The sequence below is a fragment of the Amycolatopsis sp. NPDC089917 genome (assembly GCF_040684635.1).
GTDB lineage: Bacteria > Actinomycetota > Actinomycetes > Mycobacteriales > Pseudonocardiaceae > Amycolatopsis.
In genome coordinates this window covers 45,545-62,800 of the sequence record NZ_JBFBGL010000021.1, presented here as the reverse complement: position 1 = coordinate 62,800, position 17,256 = coordinate 45,545, and the positions used below count along the sequence as shown (strand labels likewise).

At 69.1% G+C, this 17,256-nt stretch carries 16 protein-coding genes; 7 read left to right on the top strand and 9 right to left on the bottom strand.

Features of this window, described 5'->3' with window-relative positions:
* Window positions 1-178: 178 nt before the first annotated feature.
* The 3 genes from AB0N89_RS17550 to AB0N89_RS17540 all read right to left on the bottom strand — a co-directional run bounded on the left by AB0N89_RS17550 (window position 179) and on the right by AB0N89_RS17540 (window position 3,065).
* Window positions 179-736, bottom strand: a complete 558-nt coding sequence (locus AB0N89_RS17550) for a TetR/AcrR family transcriptional regulator (protein WP_364205504.1) — start codon at window positions 734-736, stop codon at window positions 179-181.
* On the bottom strand, window positions 715-1,515 hold the full coding sequence (locus tag AB0N89_RS17545) for an SGNH/GDSL hydrolase family protein (RefSeq protein WP_364205502.1): 801 nt from the start codon (window positions 1,513-1,515) through the stop codon (window positions 715-717). Before AB0N89_RS17545 ends, AB0N89_RS17550 begins: the two co-directional genes overlap by 22 nt.
* A 68-nt stretch (window positions 1,516-1,583) precedes the next feature.
* Entirely contained in the window at window positions 1,584-3,065 is a 1,482-nt protein-coding gene (locus tag AB0N89_RS17540; RefSeq protein ID WP_364205500.1) for a GAF domain-containing protein, read from the bottom strand.
* Window positions 3,066-3,170: 105 nt separating this feature from the next.
* Here AB0N89_RS17540 and AB0N89_RS17535 point away from each other — a divergent pair, with 105 nt between their 5' ends.
* Together AB0N89_RS17535 and AB0N89_RS17530 are read left to right on the top strand one after the other, a co-directional pair.
* Window positions 3,171-4,694, top strand: a complete 1,524-nt coding sequence (locus AB0N89_RS17535; protein ID WP_364205498.1) for an aldehyde dehydrogenase family protein — start codon at window positions 3,171-3,173, stop codon at window positions 4,692-4,694.
* Complete coding sequence (locus tag AB0N89_RS17530) at window positions 4,694-5,077, top strand: DUF779 domain-containing protein (RefSeq protein WP_364205496.1); 384 nt, start codon at window positions 4,694-4,696, stop codon at window positions 5,075-5,077. Before AB0N89_RS17535 ends, AB0N89_RS17530 begins: the two co-directional genes overlap by 1 nt.
* Here the strand turns inward: AB0N89_RS17530 and AB0N89_RS17525 are convergent.
* The gene (locus AB0N89_RS17525; protein WP_364205494.1) at window positions 5,031-5,603 is read right to left on the bottom strand and encodes a TIGR03086 family metal-binding protein; all 573 of its coding nucleotides are present in this window, start codon (window positions 5,601-5,603) and stop codon (window positions 5,031-5,033) included. The two genes, AB0N89_RS17530 and AB0N89_RS17525, sit on opposite strands and share 47 nt — an antisense overlap.
* 39 nt (window positions 5,604-5,642) lie before the next feature.
* Here AB0N89_RS17525 and AB0N89_RS17520 point away from each other — a divergent pair, with 39 nt between their 5' ends.
* Both AB0N89_RS17520 and AB0N89_RS17515 read left to right on the top strand, forming a co-directional pair.
* Window positions 5,643-6,338 carry an MOSC domain-containing protein gene (locus AB0N89_RS17520; RefSeq protein WP_364205492.1) on the top strand — a complete coding sequence of 232 codons (696 nt, stop codon included), beginning with the start codon at window positions 5,643-5,645 and terminating at the stop codon, window positions 6,336-6,338.
* A complete protein-coding gene (locus AB0N89_RS17515; RefSeq protein WP_364205488.1) occupies window positions 6,328-6,939 on the top strand; it encodes a TetR/AcrR family transcriptional regulator in 612 nt (203 codons plus the stop codon). Before AB0N89_RS17520 ends, AB0N89_RS17515 begins: the two co-directional genes overlap by 11 nt.
* Here AB0N89_RS17515 and AB0N89_RS17510 read toward each other — a convergent pair.
* Both AB0N89_RS17510 and AB0N89_RS17505 read right to left on the bottom strand, forming a co-directional pair.
* Entirely contained in the window at window positions 6,921-8,501 is a 1,581-nt protein-coding gene (locus AB0N89_RS17510) for a family 20 glycosylhydrolase (RefSeq protein WP_364205487.1), read from the bottom strand. The genes AB0N89_RS17515 and AB0N89_RS17510 overlap by 19 nt on opposite strands.
* 109 nt (window positions 8,502-8,610) lie before the next feature.
* A complete protein-coding gene (locus AB0N89_RS17505) occupies window positions 8,611-10,518 on the bottom strand; it encodes a propionyl-CoA synthetase (protein ID WP_364205485.1) in 1,908 nt (635 codons plus the stop codon).
* Between the two features lie 146 nt (window positions 10,519-10,664).
* Here AB0N89_RS17505 and AB0N89_RS17500 point away from each other — a divergent pair, with 146 nt between their 5' ends.
* Entirely contained in the window at window positions 10,665-12,431 is a 1,767-nt protein-coding gene (locus tag AB0N89_RS17500) for a serine/threonine-protein kinase (protein WP_364205483.1), read from the top strand.
* A gap of 80 nt (window positions 12,432-12,511) precedes the next feature.
* Here the strand turns inward: AB0N89_RS17500 and AB0N89_RS17495 are convergent, their stop codons facing one another.
* On the bottom strand, window positions 12,512-13,072 hold the full coding sequence (locus AB0N89_RS17495; RefSeq protein WP_364205482.1) for a hypothetical protein: 561 nt from the start codon (window positions 13,070-13,072) through the stop codon (window positions 12,512-12,514).
* Between the two features lie 96 nt (window positions 13,073-13,168).
* On the bottom strand, window positions 13,169-14,740 hold the full coding sequence (locus tag AB0N89_RS17490) for a phospholipid carrier-dependent glycosyltransferase (RefSeq protein WP_364205480.1): 1,572 nt from the start codon (window positions 14,738-14,740) through the stop codon (window positions 13,169-13,171).
* A gap of 68 nt (window positions 14,741-14,808) precedes the next feature.
* On the opposite strand from AB0N89_RS17490, the gene rsmI reads away from it, so the two are divergent.
* Window positions 14,809-15,645 (top strand): 16S rRNA (cytidine(1402)-2'-O)-methyltransferase, encoded by an 837-nt coding sequence (rsmI, locus tag AB0N89_RS17485; RefSeq protein WP_364205478.1) that lies wholly within the window; start codon window positions 14,809-14,811, stop codon window positions 15,643-15,645.
* Here rsmI and AB0N89_RS17480 read toward each other — a convergent pair.
* Entirely contained in the window at window positions 15,642-16,196 is a 555-nt protein-coding gene (locus AB0N89_RS17480; protein WP_364205476.1) for a QsdR family transcriptional regulator, read from the bottom strand. The two genes, rsmI and AB0N89_RS17480, sit on opposite strands and share 4 nt — an antisense overlap.
* A gap of 99 nt (window positions 16,197-16,295) precedes the next feature.
* On the opposite strand from AB0N89_RS17480, the gene AB0N89_RS17475 reads away from it, so the two are divergent.
* Window positions 16,296-17,255 carry a zinc-binding dehydrogenase gene (locus AB0N89_RS17475; RefSeq protein ID WP_364205474.1) on the top strand — a complete coding sequence of 320 codons (960 nt, stop codon included), beginning with the start codon at window positions 16,296-16,298 and terminating at the stop codon, window positions 17,253-17,255.
* Window position 17,256: the final 1 nt, after the last annotated feature.

Sequence of the window (17,256 nt, the reverse complement as noted above, 5' to 3'; positions counted from 1 at the left end):
TACCGCGAAGGTTTACCCGGGCTTCCGACTCGTGGTGATTCCGCCCGGTGATCCGTCCGGATAACGTCGGAGCAGGATGGATATTCCATTCCCCCAACTCGGCGAAGAGGTCGACCTCCTCCGGGTAAGAGGGCCTTCGGGAGGGGATATCCGGAGCTGGCCGCCTCTTCGCCGAGCCTCAGCCCAGATAAGCGTCCAGCGTGACGGCCAGCGCGCTTTCCGGTGACGGCGCGAAGCTCGCCCCCGCCAAACCGCCCCAGAGCCACAACTGGGCGAGACCGTGCAGCGACGCCCACAGCGAGGACGCGAGCAGCCGCGGATCGGTCCCGGGGTGCCAGTCCCCGTCCTGGAGCGCGCCCACGAGCGCGGCGAAGAAGTCGAAGACCGCGCTGCTCACTCGCGTGAGTTCGGCGTCGTCCGGATCGATGAGGTCGCGCCGGAACATCAGCTCGAACATCGCGGGATTGGCCAGCGCGAAGTCGAGATAGCCGTGGCAGGCCGCGATGAGCCGTTCGCGCGGCGTCCCGTCCGGCAGGCCGGTGCCGCGGTCGAGCAGTTCGGTGTAGCCGCGGGTCGCGACCGCCGAGAGCAGGGCCGCGCGTCCGGAGAAATGCCGCAGCGGCGCGCCGTGCGAGACGCCGGCGGCCTTGGCGATCCCGCGCAGGGTCACCGCGCCGACACCCTCTTCGGCCAGCAGGTTCGCCGCGGTGTCGATCAGGCGGGTTCGGGCGCCCACGACCGGGTCTCCTCGAGGACGGGAAGGAGGTCGGGGCGCTTCGGCAGGAAGCCGTCACCCGGCTGGCGGCCGATGAGCCGGTTGCGGAACCGGCTGACCGCGACCGGGAGGACCTCCCGCGTCAGCCAGCGCATGTCCGCGCGCAGACCGGGACGTCCGGCCGAACCGGGGAGCGGGGCGAGCCAGGCCGGGTCGTGGGTGATGCCGAGCTTGCCGAGCACGTGCCCGGCCAGGCGCCGGTGGCCCTGTTCGGACAGGTGCAGCCGGTCCGGGCCGAAGTAGCGGGAATCGTGCGCGGCGTCGTCCGGCCAGAGGTCGACGAGCGTCGCGCCGTAGCTGACGGACGCTTCGCGGACGGCGTCGTTCAGCGCGACGATGCGCGGGCGCATGCGGTGACCCATCGGCATCCGGTGGGAGATGTCGCTGAGGGTGAAGGTGACGACGTCCGGTGCGATCTCGGTGCAGGCGCGGATGGTGGCGTCGACGCGGCGGGCGACCGTGCGCGCGTCCCAGCCGCGGCTCATCACGTCGTTGCCGCCGCCGAACAGCGCGATCAGATCCGGCCGCAGCCCGCTCGCCGCCGGGGTCTGCTCGGCGTGGATCTGGTCGAGCCTGCGCCCGCGGACCGCGAGGTTGGCGTAGCGGAAACCGGGCTCTTCCTCGGCGAGGCGTGCCGCGACGAAGTCGGCCCAGCCGCGGTAGAAGCCACCCGACGGATGCGGATCGGCCAGCCCTTCGGCGCAGCTGTCGCCGAGCGCGACGAATCGTTGGTAGCCCATCCAGATCTCCGTAACCGCGAGTTCACCTTGTAGACACTGTCTATCAAACCGATGTAGACGCTGTCTACTCAGCGGCCCAGACGAGCCCGATGGGTGAAGGCGACGGCGCGCCGCGGGTCGCCGGCCGGGAGCACTCGGCACAGCGCGTCGACGATCTCCACGTCGTCGGCACCACAGGGCGTCTCCCAGTACGACCACAGCGCCGCCGCGTCCCCGCTGCCGAGCGCGACCCGCCGGACCGAGGCGGTGACCGACTCGCGTTCCTCGCGGATGGCGGGCGACTCCGATTCGGCCAGCAGCGGACCGCGGAACGCGTTCGCGGCACCGGCGACGTCGCCCCGTTTGAGCGCCGTGCGGACCCGCAGGAAGTCGGCGTCCACCTCGGCGGAGAGCCGGTACGGCCGGGTCCGCACGATGTCCGACCCGAGTTGCGTGCGCAGCCGGTGGATCTCCGCGCGCACCGTCACCGGATTGCCGCTCTCGCCGTAGAGCAGCAGGGCCAGCCGTTCCGCCGACAGGCCGCCGGGATGCAGGGCGAGCAGGGTGAGGATTTCGGCGTGCCGCAAGGTGAACGGCACCTCACGACCATCCACCGTGGTCGATGGCGGGCCGTCGGTGAGGAACTCCAGAGCGAGCCGCGGACGTCTCGACGGACCCCGGTTCCCCAGCCGCAGCAGATAGCCCTCGTTCAACGGCTCCACCGTGCCGAGCCGTCCGTCGGGCAGGGTGACCGCGCCGCCGCCGCGCCGGATGTCCACGGTGGCGGGAAGATCGCCGCAGGAGTCGGCCGCGAGCACGCGTCCCTTCGCCGAAAGCAAGGCACCCGGTGAGCCGCGCAACGCTTCCAGGTGAGTCATGTTCAGGACCCGTAACCGCTCGTCGCGCATGGCGAGCCGGGCCCGCAACTGGCCTTCGGCGAGCTGGGCGGCCGCCGTGACCAGCGCCAGCATCGCCGGATGGACCGTCCGCAGCGGACCGCTGACGTCGATCGACCCGAGCAGCGCCCCGGTCTCCGGATCGCGTACGGGCGCCGCCGCGCAGGTCCAGCCGTGATAGGTCCGTACGAGATGCTCGGCGGAGTAGATCTGCACCGGCTCCCCGGTGGCGAGCGTGGTGCCCATCGCGTTCGTGCCGATGACGTCCTCGCTCCAGCGCGTCCCCTCGGCGAGCATCACGCCGTCCGCGCGCCGCAGCACCCCGGCCGCGCCTTCGCGCCACAGGATGTGCCCGGCCGCGTCGGTCACGATCATCATGTGCTCGGCGTCGTCGGCGATGCTCACCAGCGTCTGCCGCAGGATCGGCAGCACCGGCGCCAGCGGATGCTCGTCCCGCAGGCCGCTCAGCTCGCCGGAGTCGTAGACCAGCGGGGCGACGCCCGTGTCCGGGTCGACGTGCGCGGCGAGCGAGCGATCCCACGACGCCGACACGATCGACCTGGGTGAACGCGGCGCGGGAACACCGGAGAGGACGGCGTCGTGGACGTCCTTCAGCAGCCGCGCGTACGCCTGAGGGTCACGCGGCGACGCTTCACCTCCGGGCAGCTCCGCCACGTTTCCGAGGATAGGTGACCGGGCTCACTTCGTTGCAACGTGCGTGCAACCTCACCCGGCCTACCTTCGCCGCCATCCGCCACCCCTAGCGATGAGGCAGGAAAGATGGCCAAGTACGCGGCACCGAACACCGAAGGCAGCGTCGTCAGCTACGAGTCGCGCTACGACCACTACATCGGCGGCGAGTACGTACCGCCCGCGAGCGGCCAGTACTTCGAGAACCCGACCCCGGTGACCGGCCAGACCTTCACCGAGATCGCCCGCGGCACGGCCGCCGACGTCGACCGCGCGCTCGACGCGGCCGAAGGCGCGGCCGCGGCCTGGGGCCGGACGTCGGTGGACGAGCGGTCGAACGTGCTGCTCAAGATCGCCGACCGGATGGAACAGAACCTCGAGGCGATCGCCGTCGCCGAATCGTGGGAGAACGGCAAACCGGTCCGCGAGACCCTCGCCGCCGACATCCCCCTGGCGATCGACCACTTCCGCTACTTCGCCGGCGCCCTGCGCGCCCAGGAGGGCGGCATCTCCCAGATCGACGACAACACCGTCGCCTACCACTTCCACGAGCCGCTCGGCGTCGTCGGCCAGATCATCCCGTGGAACTTCCCGCTGCTGATGGCGGTCTGGAAGCTCGCGCCCGCGCTCGCCGCGGGCAACGCGATCGTGCTCAAACCGGCCGAGCAGACCCCGGCGTCGATCCACCTGCTGATGTCGCTCATCGGCGACCTGGTCCCGCCGGGCGTGCTGAACATCGTCAACGGTTTCGGTGTCGAGGCGGGCAAACCGCTCGCGTCGAGCAACCGCGTGCGGAAGGTCGCGTTCACCGGCGAGACCACCACCGGACGGCTGATCCTGCAGTACGCCAGCGAGAACATCATCCCGGTCACCGTCGAACTCGGCGGCAAGAGCCCGAACATCTTCTTCGACGACGTCGCCGCGGCCAACGACGCCTTCTACGACAAGGCACAGGAGGGCTTCGCGCTCTTCGCGCTGAACCAGGGCGAGGTCTGCACCTGCCCGTCGCGGGCGCTGATCCAGTCCGGCATCTACGACCGATTCCTCGGCGACGCCGTCGAGCGTGTCAAGAAGATCAAGCAGGGCCACCCGCTCGACACCGAGACGCAGATCGGCGCGCAGGCCTCCAACGACCAGCTGGAGAAGATCCTCTCCTACATCGACATCGGCCAGAAGGAAGGCGCGAAGATCCTCACCGGCGGCGAGCGCAGCGACCTCGGCGGCGAACTGTCCGGCGGGTACTACGTGCAGCCGACGGTCTTCGAGGGCGACAACAAGATGCGGATCTTCCAGGAGGAGATCTTCGGCCCGGTGGTTTCGGTGGCGAAGTTCGACGACTACGCCGACGCGCTGAAGATCGCCAACGACACGCTGTACGGCCTCGGCGCCGGTGTCTGGTCGCGCGACGGCAACACCGCCTACCGCGCCGGCCGCGACATCCAGGCCGGCCGGGTGTGGGTCAACAACTACCACGCGTACCCGGCGCACGCGGCCTTCGGCGGGTACAAGGCGTCCGGGATCGGGCGCGAGAACCACAAGATGATGCTGGATCACTACCAGCAGACCAAGAACATGCTGGTGTCCTATTCGGACAGTGCGCTCGGGTTCTTCTGATGGCCGAGCGGGTCGGCTTGACACCGGCCGCCGCGGAGCTGCTGCGGCGGCTGGTGTCGCTCCACGGGCCGGTGATGTTCCACCAGTCCGGCGGATGCTGTGACGGAAGCGCGCCGATGTGCTACCCGGCGGGCGAATTCCGCACCGGGGTGTCCGACGTCCATCTCGGCGACCTCGTCGTCGAAGGGATCGAGGACGTCCCGGTGTGGATGTCCGGGCCGCAGTTCGAGTACTGGAAGCACACGCATCTGACCATCGACGTCGTCCCGGGGCGGGGAAGCGGATTCTCCTTGGAGGCGCCCGAAGGAGTCCGCTTCCTGGTCCGCTCCCGGTTGTTCAGCGACGAGGAGTCGGCGGAATTGAACGGCCCAGCAACGCGATGAGCGCCTCTCCCGGTCCGGCGCCCGGCGGTTCCTCGACAGCGTGGTCGAAGGCGCCGCCGGGCCCGCGCACCGGCATCACGTCGGGGTAGCGGCTCGCCACGCGTAACGCGGCCGTCGCGAGCTCGTCGTCCCAGTGGTGTTCACGGCCCAGGGCGGCGTCGAGGTCCCAGTCGTGGACGAGGTTGTCGACGAACAGCACGGCCAGGGCGTTCTTCCCCGGGAGCGGCCCGAAGGTGCCGAAGTCGAAGGTCTTGTCCAGGGCCTGGTCGTCGAAAGCCGCGAGGAACTCGGCGGAACTCTCTTCGTAGGACCTGGCGAGGTCGTCGTCCGTCGTCGGCCGGGTCTTCCGGGGAAGGCCGGACGCCTGCGCGGCGCGGTGCTCGTTGTTGTCGATCAGGTGTTTCACGACGTCACGGACGGCCCACTCGGCGCAGGGGGTCGAGCGGTCCCAGTCGTCCTTGCCGATCCCGGCGATCGTCTCGCCTGTCGCCTGATGTGCTCGTGTCGTCAACGCGAGGAAGTCCATCCCGGCAACATATACGAACGGTCGTGCTATTTTCTAGGTGTGAGCGGACTCGAACTGAACGAAGTCTTCGTGGGGCGGCCGTCCGTGCTGGGGACGAAACGCGACGTTCCGGTGTACAGCGCGATCTCGAAGGCGCGGGTGGAGGCGCCCTTCCTGGACCTCGGCGAGATCAATCTGACCGGGGACGACCAGGCGGACCGCACGGTCCACGGCGGGGTCGACAAAGCGGTCTACGTCTATCCGGCCGCGCATTACCAGGCCTGGTCGGAGCAGGGTTTCCAGTCGGTCGCCGGTGATTTCGGGGAGAACCTGTCGGTCGAGGGCGCGGACGAGTTCGAGGTGCGGATCGGGGACGTCTGGTCCTGGGGAGACGCGCTGGTGCAGGTCTCGCAGCCGCGGACGCCGTGTTTCAAGCTCGCGATGAAGACCGGGCGCAAGGACGTCATCCCGGCGATGATCGATTCCGGGCGCAGCGGCTGGTACCTGCGGGTCCTCCGGCCGGGGCGGGTCCCGACGTCGGGACGCATGACGCTCGAACAGCGCGATCCGGTGAATCCGACGATCGCCGAGGTGTACGTCGCGTCGTTCACCAACGTCGTCCAGCTGGACGACGATCGGCGGGCCGCGTACGGGGCGCTGCTGGACCGGGTGCTCGCGACGCCGTCGCTTTCCCGGCAGTACCGTGACGGCCTGGAATCGGCGAAACGGCGGAAAGAGGAACGGAATGCCGGTTGACGGCCGGGTTGCCCGAGGCGACGCGACGAGGCGGATCGTGCTCCGGCGCGCCGTCGACATCGCGTCCGTCGAAGGGCTCGACGGGCTGTCCCTCGGCAGGCTCGCCGCCGAACTGGAACTGAGCAAATCCGGGGTGTTCGCGCTGTTCGGCTCCAAAGAGGAACTGCAACTCGCGGCGGTCGAGACGGCGAGCGCGATCTTCGCGGAAAACGTCGTCGAGCCGACCTTGAAGGCCGAGCCGGGAATCGACCGGCTGCGCGCGCTGTGCGCGAACTGGCTGGACTACTCGGAACGCCGGGTGTTCCCCGGCGGCTGTTTCTTCTTCAACACCGGTGCCGAATTCGACGCGCGGACCGGCCGGGTCCACGACGCGGTCGCGAAGGTGAGCCGGGCTTTCGCCCAGTTCATCCGCTCCACCGCCGTCGAAGCGCGGAAGCTGGGACACCTCCGCGCGGCCGTCGACGTGGAGCGGCTGGCCTTCGAACTGCACGCCCTCGGCCGGGCCGCGAACGCCGATTCGGTGATGTTCGGCGGCACGGAGCCCTACGCGCTGGCCCGTGCCGCCATCACCGAACGTCTCGACTACTGCCAGTCGACCTGAGTGGACCGGTAGAAGTCGATGCCCTGCTGAACCCAGCGCGGGCTCTGCTTCGCCAGCCGGAGCCGGTAGGCGTCCCAGGTCTGGGAATCCTTCGGCGACCAGCCGATCTCGGCATAGCCCGGCAACCTCGGGAACGCCATGAACTCGATGTGCTCACTGGTCACGAGCGTTTCCGACCACAGTGGCGCCTCGACGCCGATGACGTTCTGCTCCGTCACGCCCTGCAGGTACGTGGCCGGATCCCAGTCGTAGCCGGTCTTGACCTCGATCAGCCCGGCCCAGCTCAGGCCGAGCGGGGTCTGCGGGTGGTACTTCATGTCCATGTATGCCTTGTTCGCGGGCGACATGAGGATCTTGTTGCCCCTGGCCGCGGCCGCGGCGACGTTGGCGTCCGTGCCGGTCGTGCCCCAGAACTGCGGGACGGCCGAAACCGGCGGATTGGTCTTGGCGATGTCGTGCCAGCCGGTGATCTGCTTACCGTACTTCGCGACGATCGGCTGCACCTTCTTGGCGAAGGTCTGGTAATCCTCCGGGGTGGTCGCGTGTGCCTCGTCGCCACCGATGTTGAGGTACTTCCCGGGGGTGAGCGCCGCCAGTTCGCGCAGGACGTCGTCGATGAACGTGTAGGTGATGTCCTTGTTGATGCACAGCGAGCTGTAGCCGACCTCGATGTCCGTGCGCGCCGGAATCGGCTTGCCGTCACAGTTCAGTTCGGCGTAGGAGTGCTGGGCCGCGTTGGTGTGTCCCGGCATGTCGATCTCGGGGACGACCGTGATGTGCCGCGAAGCCGCGTAGCGCACGAGGTCCGTGTACTGCTCTTGCGTGTAGTACCCGCCGGGGCCGCCGCCGACGGCGGTCAGCCCGCCCACGGTCGCCAGCTTCGGCCAGCTCTTGATCTCGATCCGCCAGCCCTGGTCGTCGCTCAGGTGCAGGTGGAGCGTGTTGATCTTGTACTGCGCGATCTGGTCGATGTAGAGCTTGACCTGCGCCGGCGTGAAGAAATGCCGGGCGACGTCGAGCATCGCGCTGCGGTAGCCGAAGCGCGGGTAGTCGAGCACCGTGCCGCCCGAGACCACCCACGAACGCTTCTGGACGGTGGTCGCCTCGATCGCCGACGGGAACAGCTGGCGCAGAGTCTGGACGCCGGAGAACAGGCCCTTGTCGGTGTTCGCCCGCAAGCGCACGCCGGAGGACGACACCTTGAGCTGGTAGCCCTCGGCGCCGACGCGGTCGCTCGAGTGACCGGTTTCGAGCGAGATGGCGGGGCCGCCGCCGCGGTGGTCGCCGACGACGGGCAGCCGGTAGCCGGTAGCGGGCCGGAGCAGGCCGGCCAGGTATTCGCCGACTTGTCTGCCGTCGCGGTCGGTGCGGATGACGGTCGCGGGGCTGAGCCGGAAGTTCGCGCGAGGGTCGGGTTTCGCGTCGACGGGTGCGGGGATGACGTCGGTGACGGTCCGCTCGGTCTTCGTGTGCTGCGCCGCGCTCGCCGTCGCGGGCAGGCCGAACGTCACGAGACTCAGGACTGCCACGCCGAGCACGGTCGTGGACAGGCGTTTACTCATGGAGCACCTCCGGTCGGGGAACTGGAGACTCTCTGCTCCTAGAGGTATAGACCAATAGGGCAAAGGGGACAACACCCGATCGGACTAGGAATACGTACCGGTCATTGGTTCACTCGCCGCGCAGAACGGCTTTCAGCGCGTCGAGGACACTCGCGTCTTCGATCGTCGACGGCACCTGCTCGTCGCGGCCGTCGGCGATGCCGCGCATGGTCTTGCGCAGGATCTTCCCCGACCGCGTCTTCGGCAGCGCGTCCACAATGGACACGTCGCGGAACGCGGCGACCGGCCCGATGTCACGCCGCACCAGTGCGACCAATTCGGCCTTGAGCGTTTCCGCGTCGGCGTCGACCCCCGATTTCAGCACCACGAAGCCGCGCGGGAGCTGTCCCTTGAGCTGATCCCGGACGCCGATCACCGCGCATTCGGCGACGGCGGCGTGGGACGCCAGGACGGCCTCCATCGAACCGGTCGAAAGCCGGTGGCCCGCGACGTTGATGACGTCGTCGGTGCGGCCCATGACGAACAGATAGCCGTCTTCGTCGACGTATCCGGAGTCGCCCGTCAGGTAGTACCCATCGTACCGCGAAAGATACGCCTCGCGATACCGCTCGTCGTCCTCCCACAGCGTCGGCAGCGATCCCGGCGGGAGCGGCAGCTTGATCGCGATGGCGCCTTCCCGGCCGGCGGGGAGCGGGTCGCCCGACTGGTCCAGGATCCGCACGTCCCAGCCCGGCACCGGTTTCGTCGCGGAACCGGGTTTGACCGGCATCGGTTCCAGCCCGCGCGGATTCGCCGCGATCGGCCAGCCGGTCTCGGTCTGCCACCAGTGGTCGATCACCGGGACGCCGAGCTTCCCGTGCGCCCAGTGATACGTCTCCGGATCGAGTCGTTCCCCCGCCATGAACAACGTCTGAAACTCGCTGAGCTGGTATTTTTCGATTTCGGTCGCGTCCGGGTCGACCTTTTTGATCGCGCGCAACGCGGTCGGCGCGGTGAACAGCGCCTTGACCCCGTGGTCGGCGATGACGCGCCAGAACGCGCCCGCGTCGGGCGTCCCGACCGGCTTGCCCTCGTACATGACACTCGTGGCTCCGATGAGGAGCGGCGCGTAGACGATGTAGGAATGGCCGACGACCCAGCCGACGTCGGAAGCCGTCCACCACACGTCGCCCGGCTGGATGTCGTAGATCGCGCCCATCGACCAGGCCAGCGCGACCGCGTGCCCGCCGGTGTCGCGCACGACGCCCTTCGGCTTCCCCGTGGTGCCGGAGGTGTAGAGGATGTACAGAGGATCGGTGGCGGCGACCGGCACCGGATCGGCGGGAGAGGCCTTCGCGACCAGCTCGGCCCAGTCCGCGTCGCGCTCACCCAATTCGGCGCGGGCGCGCTCCCGCTGCAGCACCACGACCTTGTCCGGCTGATGGACGGTGCCCGCGAGCGCGTCGTCGATGATCGGCTTGTACTCGACGACCCGAGCCGGCTCGATCCCGCACGACGCGGCCACGATGACCTTGGGTTTCGCGTCTTCGATCCGCGCAGCGAGCTCCTTCGGGGCAAACCCGCCGAACACCACCGAGTGCACCGCGCCGAGCCGGGCACACGCGAGCATCGCGATCGCGGCTTCGGGGACCATCGGCATGTACACGATGACGCGGTCGCCCTTCCCGACACCGAGAGCGGCGAGCGCGCCGGCGAAGCGCGCGACGTCGTCCAGCAGTTCCGCGTAGGTGAACCGCCGTACCGAATCGGTGACGGGCGAATCCCAGATCAGCGCGGTCTGCTCGCCGCGACCGTCCCGCACGTGCCTGTCGAGCGCGTTGAACGCCGTGTTGAGCTCCCCGTCCGGGAACCAGCGGTAGAAGGGCGCCTTCGCCGCGTCGAGGGCTCGCGCCGGCGGCCGGGTCCAGTCGATCGCCCGGGCGGCTTCGAGCCAAAAACCCTCCGGGTCTTCAAGGCTCCGCTGGTACGTCTCGGCGTACATCGAATGCTCCTTCGCGCTCGGGTACCGGACCATCATGGACTTCCGGCCGAGCTCATGCCGGGTGGTAACGGCGGAGAGACGGCCGCGACAACCCGGCAACCCCGTGAGGGCATGAGGCGTCCTAAGCTGAACCAGGAGAAAACCGCCGGAAACGGCCTCGACAAGCTAGGGGAGCAGGGTCCATGGGACTAGCGAGCGCGCTGCTGTCGTTCGCGCACAGCCTGTTCGGACCGGGGATCTGGCCCGGGGACTGGGTGTGGGCGACGAGCACCGCGGGAGCGCTGGTCGCGCTGCTGCCCGCGCTGGGCGCGATGGTCGTCGCGATCATCCGCAAAGGCACCGGCAACCGCTACGACGTGGTGACCCTGTCCGTCTTCGGCGGGATCGGCGTCGTCGCGGTCTTCCTGCTGCCGTGGTTGCTGGCCACCGGTGTTTCGCAGACCTACCAGGAAGCCGCCTCGTCGAAATCGGGCGGGCAATCCGGCTTCTCCGGCAGTGACCTGGCGGCCTTCAACACCGACTACAGCCCGCTGATCGGCAAGCAGAGCGAGTACCTCGGACGCGGCCAGAACGTGTACGAGGTGTTGTTCTATCCGAGCGGGATGCAGCTGAGCTACATCTTCTACCTGATCCTGCTGGTCGGCCTGCCCGCGCTGTCCCTGCTGTTCGTCATGCTGCAGGCGCGGACCGCGTTCCGCCGCGGTCCGAAGTGGCCCTCGCGGTTCTTCTGGATCCCGTTCGTGCTGATGGTGCTCGCCAGCGTCGGCATGGGCGCGAACACCGCCGTGCACTTCTGGCTCGGGTTCCTGCCGCTCAGCGTGCTGGGCCTGATCCCGGTCGCGCTGGTCGGGCCGCCACCATGGTCGGTGATCAACCGGCCGGAGCCGCAGCCCCGGCAGAAGGTCGAGCCGTACCGCCCGGAGCCGCCCGCCCCGAAGCCGCAGCAGCAGCTGCCGCCCCCGCCGCAGAAGCAGTACCCGGCGACCGCGCTGGCGCAGGCGCCCGAACCTCCCGCGTTGGCCGCCGTACCCGGCCCCGTCCCGGCACCCCCGGGTTCCCGCAACTCCGGTGGCAGTCGCTACAAGCGGGTCCGGCGGCTCGGCCACGGTGGCTTCGGCACCGTTTGGGAAGCGGTCGACACGCAGCTCAACCGCACGGTCGCGCTGAAGATCGCGCACGCGCCGGACCGGGACACCGAGGAGCGCATGCAGCGCGAGGCCAGGGCACTGGCCGTGGTGAACCACCCCAACTGCGTCAAGGTGTACGACCTCGTCGAGGAACCCGACGGGCTCGCGCTGGTCATGGAGTACCTCGAAGGACGGTCGCTGGCCGAGATCGTCGACTCGCAGGGCCCGCTCGACGACATCGCCGCCGGACGGCTCTGGTCGACCATGGCGGGCGCGCTCGCCGCGGCGCACGAGAAGGGTGTGTTGCACCGCGACCTGAAGCCGTCGAACATCATCCTCGACCGCAACGGGCTCGCCCACCTGATCGACTTCGGCATCGCCCGCAGCCAGGGCGACTCGAAGATGACCGCGACCGGGATGATGATCGGCACGCCGGACTTCGTCGCGCCCGAGCAGGCGATGGGCTCCCAGGCGAGCCCGGCGTCGGACGCCTGGCAGCTCGCCGCGACGGTCAGCTACGCGCTGTCGGGCCAGCCTCCGCGCGGCACCCGGGAGACCCCGATGGCCGCGCTGATGGCCGCCGCCCGCGCCGAACCGGTCTCGAAGCTGCCGAACCGCAGCGCGCACGCCCGGATCCTCATCGCGTCGCTCGACCAGGAGCCCCGCCGCCGCCCGACGCTCACCGCCGTCCGGCGCGACGTCGAGGGCTGGCTCGCGCGGGCAGGCAAGTCGCCGGACGGCCCGGTGACCCAGATCGTGCCGCGCCGCCCTCCGCAGCAGCAGCCCCACCAGCAGCCGCAGCCCCAGCGCCACCCGCGCTGACCTGCGAAAAGAGAGCAAGGGACCTTTGCTCACGTTGGTTAGTGTGCTAACGAACGTGAGCAAAGGTCCCTTGCTCTCCCTCAGTCGACGACGACCCAGGTCCCGCCGCGCCACCCCATGGTGAACGTCTTGGGCTCGGCCTGCATCATCGCGATCTGCGGCGAGATCGAGGCCGGCGGGACGACGACCTTGTCCGGTCCCTTGCTCTGCAGCTTCGCCCGGTCGACGCGGATGTCCTTCAGCTTCTTGAGGTCATCGTCCGAGAACATCCCGAACTGCATCGGGGTGAGAGTGCGGCATTCCTTCATCCCGCCGTCGAACGCCGGACCGGTGATCCGGCAGACCGTTTCGAGGTCCTTGGCGCCCAGGGCGTGGAAGTACTCCTCCATCACGCTCGCCGCCCCGTCCGGACTGTGCGCCACCGCGCCACCGGTGGCGGGCGTGGTCGCCTCGGAAACCGTCGCAGCGGTCGCCGTCGGCCGCGAAGCGCTGGCTTGAGCCGAGCTGCTGGCCGGCGCTTCCGAAGTGCTCGGAACGGCCGAAGTCTGCGGCGACGCTGTTCCCGGCGTCTGGTCCTCGCAGCCCGCGATCAAGAACAACGCCGCGGCCGCGCAGGCCGCTCCGAGCGGTCGGATCGTCATGGTGCCCCCTGGTCGAACTGCTGTTGACCAGGGGAGAGTAACAACTCTCGTCCAAGTGTCACACTTGAAACGGGAAATCCGGACGTCCGATCGGGGTCACTTCCAGGACGGAAGCCACAGCTCGGCGTTCCAGTGGTCGTTGGTGATCGCGTTGCCGTTGAGGATCGGCCACAGCCAGGCGAAGTTGGCCACGACGAGACCCAGGTAGAGGGCGACGACGAGCATGCCGGTGCCCCGCCGTTCGAATCCGCGTTTCGCGCTGCCGAGGATCTGGCCGAGGATCAGCGTCAACCCGAGAGCCAGGAACGGCGCCAGCGGCGTCGCGTAGAAGTAGTACATCTGGCGGTCGAGGTTGGTGAACCAGGGCAGGTACCCGGCGAGGTAGCCGACGAGCACGGCGGCGTAGCGCCAGTCCGCGCGGAAGAACGACCGCCACGCGCTCCAGCCGAGCATCGGCAGGGCCAGCCACCACATCGCCGGCGTGCCGATCAGCATCGTCGCCCGCACGCAGGTCGACTCGCCGCAGCCGGTCGCCTCGGTGCCGCCCGCGTACGCGTACAGCATCGGCCGCAGCCCCATCGGCCACGTCCACGGCTTCGACTCCCACGGATGCGGCTTGTCCTTGGGCGTCACCAGGTTCGCGTGGAAGTCGAGGACGTTCATCGAGTAGTTGCCCAGCGACCGCAACGCGGGCGGCATCCAGGCCCAGAAGCCGGGATCGATGTCCTTGATCGCCACGTAGTTGCGGTCGGTCGCGGTCTCGCTCGCGAACCAGGCCCAGTAGCAGGCGAGGTACACCAGGATCGGGATGACGACGATCGCCCACAGCGCGGGCAGCACGTCGCGGCGCAGCGTGCCGACCCAAGGTCGCTGCACCCCGGCGGCGCGGCGCGCGGCCACGTCGAAGAAGACCGTGAGCAGGCCGAACGCGGCGATGTAGTACAGCGCCGACCACTTGACGCCGAAGGTCAGCCCGATCATCAGGCCGCCGGCGAACCTCCACCACCGGAAACCCAGCTTCGGGCCGAACCGGGACTCGTCGATCCAGCCTTCGCGGACGGCCACGGCGAGCCGTTGCCGGACCTGGTCGCGGTCGCACAGCACGCAGGCGAAGGCGGCGAGCACGAACAACGCGATGAAGATGTCGAGCATGCCCATCCGCGACTGCAGGTGCAGGACGCCGTCGCTGATCACCAGGATCCCGGCGACCGCGCCGAGCAGCGTCGAACGGGTGAGCCGCCGCGCGATCCGGATGGTGAGGAACACGATCAGCGTGCCCGCCAGCGCGGGCATGATCCGCCAGCCCCAGGCGTTGTAGCCGAACAGCCACTCGCCGATCGCGATGAGGTGCTTCGCCAGGGGCGGGTGCACGATCAGCTCGTAGCCGTAGTTGTCTTCGTAACCGCCGTTGCGCAGCATCTGCCACGCCTGCGGGACGTAGTGCTTCTCGTCGAAGACAGGGGTGCCCTTGTCGGTGGGCGTGCCCAGGTTCTGGATCCGGACTATGCCGCCGATGAGCGTCAGCACCAGCGTGACGACCCAGCCGCGCAGGCGGTCGGTCGGCATGCCGCGGCCGAGGAGGGTGGCCTCCCGGTCGTTCGGTGGCCGGAGCGCGTCGACCGGATCCGGCCGCACGCTCTCGTTGTCCCGGGTCAGCAGTGCGGTCACGGGGCATGATCCTACGGGCGGAAGAGTGAACTCGGTGTCCGGATGTGCGAACCGGTTAACCTTCGGGAATGACCGAAGGACGCCTCGTGCTGGCAGCCACCCCGCTCGGAGACGTCCGTGACGCTTCGCCGCGCCTGTCCGAAGCCCTCGCGACCGCCGATGTGATCGCCGCCGAAGACACCCGGCGCCTGCGCTCCCTCACCACCGCGCTCGACGTCTCGCCGGTCGGGCGCGTCGTCAGTTTCTACGAGGACGTCGAGACGGCTCGCCTGCCGAAACTGCTCGAATCGCTTCAAACAGGCGAAACGGTGGTCCTCGTGACCGACGCGGGGATGCCGAGTGTCTCCGATCCCGGATTCCGCCTGGTGGCGGCCTGCGTCGAGGCCGACGTGCCGGTGACCTGTCTTCCCGGCCCGTCGGCGGTGACCACGGCGTTGGCGCTGTCCGGCCTCCCTTGCGACCGTTTCTGTTTCGAAGGATTCGCCCCGCGCAAACCCGGTGAACGCGCGAAGTGGCTCGGTTCGCTGAAGGACGAGCCCCGTACGGCCGTGTTCTTCGAATCTCCGCATCGCCTCGCGAGCACCCTCGCCGACGCCGCCGACGTCCTGGGAGCCGACCGTCGCGCCGCCGTGTGCCGCGAACTGACCAAAACCTATGAAGAGGTCAAACGCGGCAACCTGCCGGATCTGGCCGCCTGGGCCGCCGAAGGGGTCAAGGGCGAGATCACGGTCGTCCTGGCGGGCGCGCCGCCGCGTTCGGTGAGTGTCGCGGACCTGGTTTCGGAGGTCTCGTCGCGCGTCGAGGCAGGCGAACGCCTCAAATCCGCCGCCGCCGAAGTCGCCGAGGCCGCCGGGGTGTCGAAGAAGGAGCTCTACGACGCCGTGCTCGCGTCCCGCAAGAGCTAGGACAGCAAGGCCGTCGCGGCGGCGTACGCCTTCGCGGCGTCGGGCTCGGCGCCGGTGATGACGTCGGTGTAGATGAAGGACTCGCCGATCCGGACCAGCAGATAGGCCAGGTCCTCGACCGGCAGGGGCGGCGCGAGTCGTCCCGCCGCGACCTCCTCGTCCAGGAACTCGCGCATCTTCGCGATCGCGCGGCTCTGCACGACGCTGGCCTTCGTCGTCAGGATCCGCAGCGCCCGCTCGGGCTCGTTGCGCAGGAACTCCCGGAACGGTGTCGAGTCGTTCACGGTCCGGACGAAGGTGCCGACGAGTTCGGCGATCCCCTCCGCGCCGCGTCCGAGCTTGCCGGAAGCCCTCGCTTCGAAGACCTCGACGGTCATCGACCACAGGATCTCGCCGAGCAGCTGATCCCGTCCGCCGACCCAGCGGTGCAGCGTGGCCCGGCTGATCCCGAGCTCGCCCGCGAGATCGCCCATCTCCACTCGGCGCCCTTCGAGGAACCAGGCGCGCGCGATCGTGAACGCGCGCACGGCGTCCGGGCGCGGCGAAGTCAACTGGCGTTCGAGTGCGGTTTCGATAAGTGAAACATATCACGCGACGTCTCACGGATGAGACATATGCAAGAATGTCTCATCTCGATGAGGAGGATGCGGATGCGCGCAGTACAGGTGACCGAATTCGGCGGACCCGAGGTGCTCAACCTCGTCGACCTGCCCGATCCCGTCCCCGGACCGGGTCAGCTGCTGGTGGAGGTCGACCGGATCGGCATCAACTACGCCGACACCCACCAGGCCGAGAACTCCTATCTCGCGCCGAGCAAGCTCCCGCTCGTGCCCGGCGGCGAGGTCGTCGGCCGCACCGCGGACGGCAAGCGGGTCGTTTCGCTGCTCAACGGCGGTGGTGGCTACGCCGAGCGCGCGGTGGCGAACGAGGTCACCAGCTTCGCCGTGCCCGACGGTGTCGACGACCTGACCGCGCTCTCCTTCATCGTCCAGGGCACCACCGCCTCGCTCCTGCTGCGCAAGAGCGCCCACCTCGAAGCCGGCGAAACCGTCGTCGTGCACGCGGCGGCGGGCGGAGTCGGCTCCATCGCCGTCCAGCTCGCCAAGGCATGGGGAGCAGGCCGGGTCATCGCGACCGCCAGCAGCGACGAGAAGCGTGCGCTCGCCCTCGAACTCGGCGCCGACGTGGCCATCGATTCGCGCGCCGAGAACATGACCGACGCGCTTCGCGAGGCGAACGGCGGAAAGCGCGTCGACATCGTGCTCGACATGACCGGCGGCACCGTCACCGACCAGAGCATCGCGGCGCTCGCGCCGTTCGGCCGCCTCGCGTTCTACGGCATGGCCAGCCGCGAGCAGCCGAAGCCGATCGAAGCCCGCAACATCCTCGGGCACAGCACCACCGTGGCCGGGATGTGGCTGCCGCACGCCTTCAAACTCCCCGGAAACGTCTTCGGCCGTACGCTCGACGAGCTTTTCGAACTGGCGCTCGCCGGTCGGGTCCGCGCCGTCGCCGGCGGCGAGTACGCGCTTTCCGACGCGCGCGCCGCCCACGAGGCCCTGCGTTCGCGCGGCACGATGGGCAAGCTCCTGCTGGATCCCACCAAGTAAC

What these genes read in the sequence shown, in the direction of transcription:
- AB0N89_RS17500 (WP_364205483.1), top strand. Translation starts at nt 10,665, where the DNA reads ATGGGACTAGCGAGCGCGCTGCTGTCGTTCGCGCACAGCCTGTTCGGA.
- AB0N89_RS17535 (WP_364205498.1), top strand. Translation starts at nt 3,171, where the DNA reads ATGGCCAAGTACGCGGCACCGAACACCGAAGGCAGCGTCGTCAGCTAC.
- AB0N89_RS17505 (WP_364205485.1), bottom strand. Translation starts at nt 10,518, where the DNA reads ATGATGGTCCGGTACCCGAGCGCGAAGGAGCATTCGATGTACGCCGAG.
- AB0N89_RS17525 (WP_364205494.1), bottom strand. Translation starts at nt 5,603, where the DNA reads ATGGACTTCCTCGCGTTGACGACACGAGCACATCAGGCGACAGGCGAG.
- rsmI (WP_364205478.1), top strand. Translation starts at nt 14,809, where the DNA reads ATGACCGAAGGACGCCTCGTGCTGGCAGCCACCCCGCTCGGAGACGTC.
- AB0N89_RS17510 (WP_364205487.1), bottom strand. Translation starts at nt 8,501, where the DNA reads ATGAGTAAACGCCTGTCCACGACCGTGCTCGGCGTGGCAGTCCTGAGT.
- AB0N89_RS17530 (WP_364205496.1), top strand. Translation starts at nt 4,694, where the DNA reads ATGGCCGAGCGGGTCGGCTTGACACCGGCCGCCGCGGAGCTGCTGCGG.
- AB0N89_RS17495 (WP_364205482.1), bottom strand. Translation starts at nt 13,072, where the DNA reads ATGACGATCCGACCGCTCGGAGCGGCCTGCGCGGCCGCGGCGTTGTTC.
- AB0N89_RS17545 (WP_364205502.1), bottom strand. Translation starts at nt 1,515, where the DNA reads ATGGGCTACCAACGATTCGTCGCGCTCGGCGACAGCTGCGCCGAAGGG.
- AB0N89_RS17515 (WP_364205488.1), top strand. Translation starts at nt 6,328, where the DNA reads ATGCCGGTTGACGGCCGGGTTGCCCGAGGCGACGCGACGAGGCGGATC.
- AB0N89_RS17475 (WP_364205474.1), top strand. Translation starts at nt 16,296, where the DNA reads ATGCGCGCAGTACAGGTGACCGAATTCGGCGGACCCGAGGTGCTCAAC.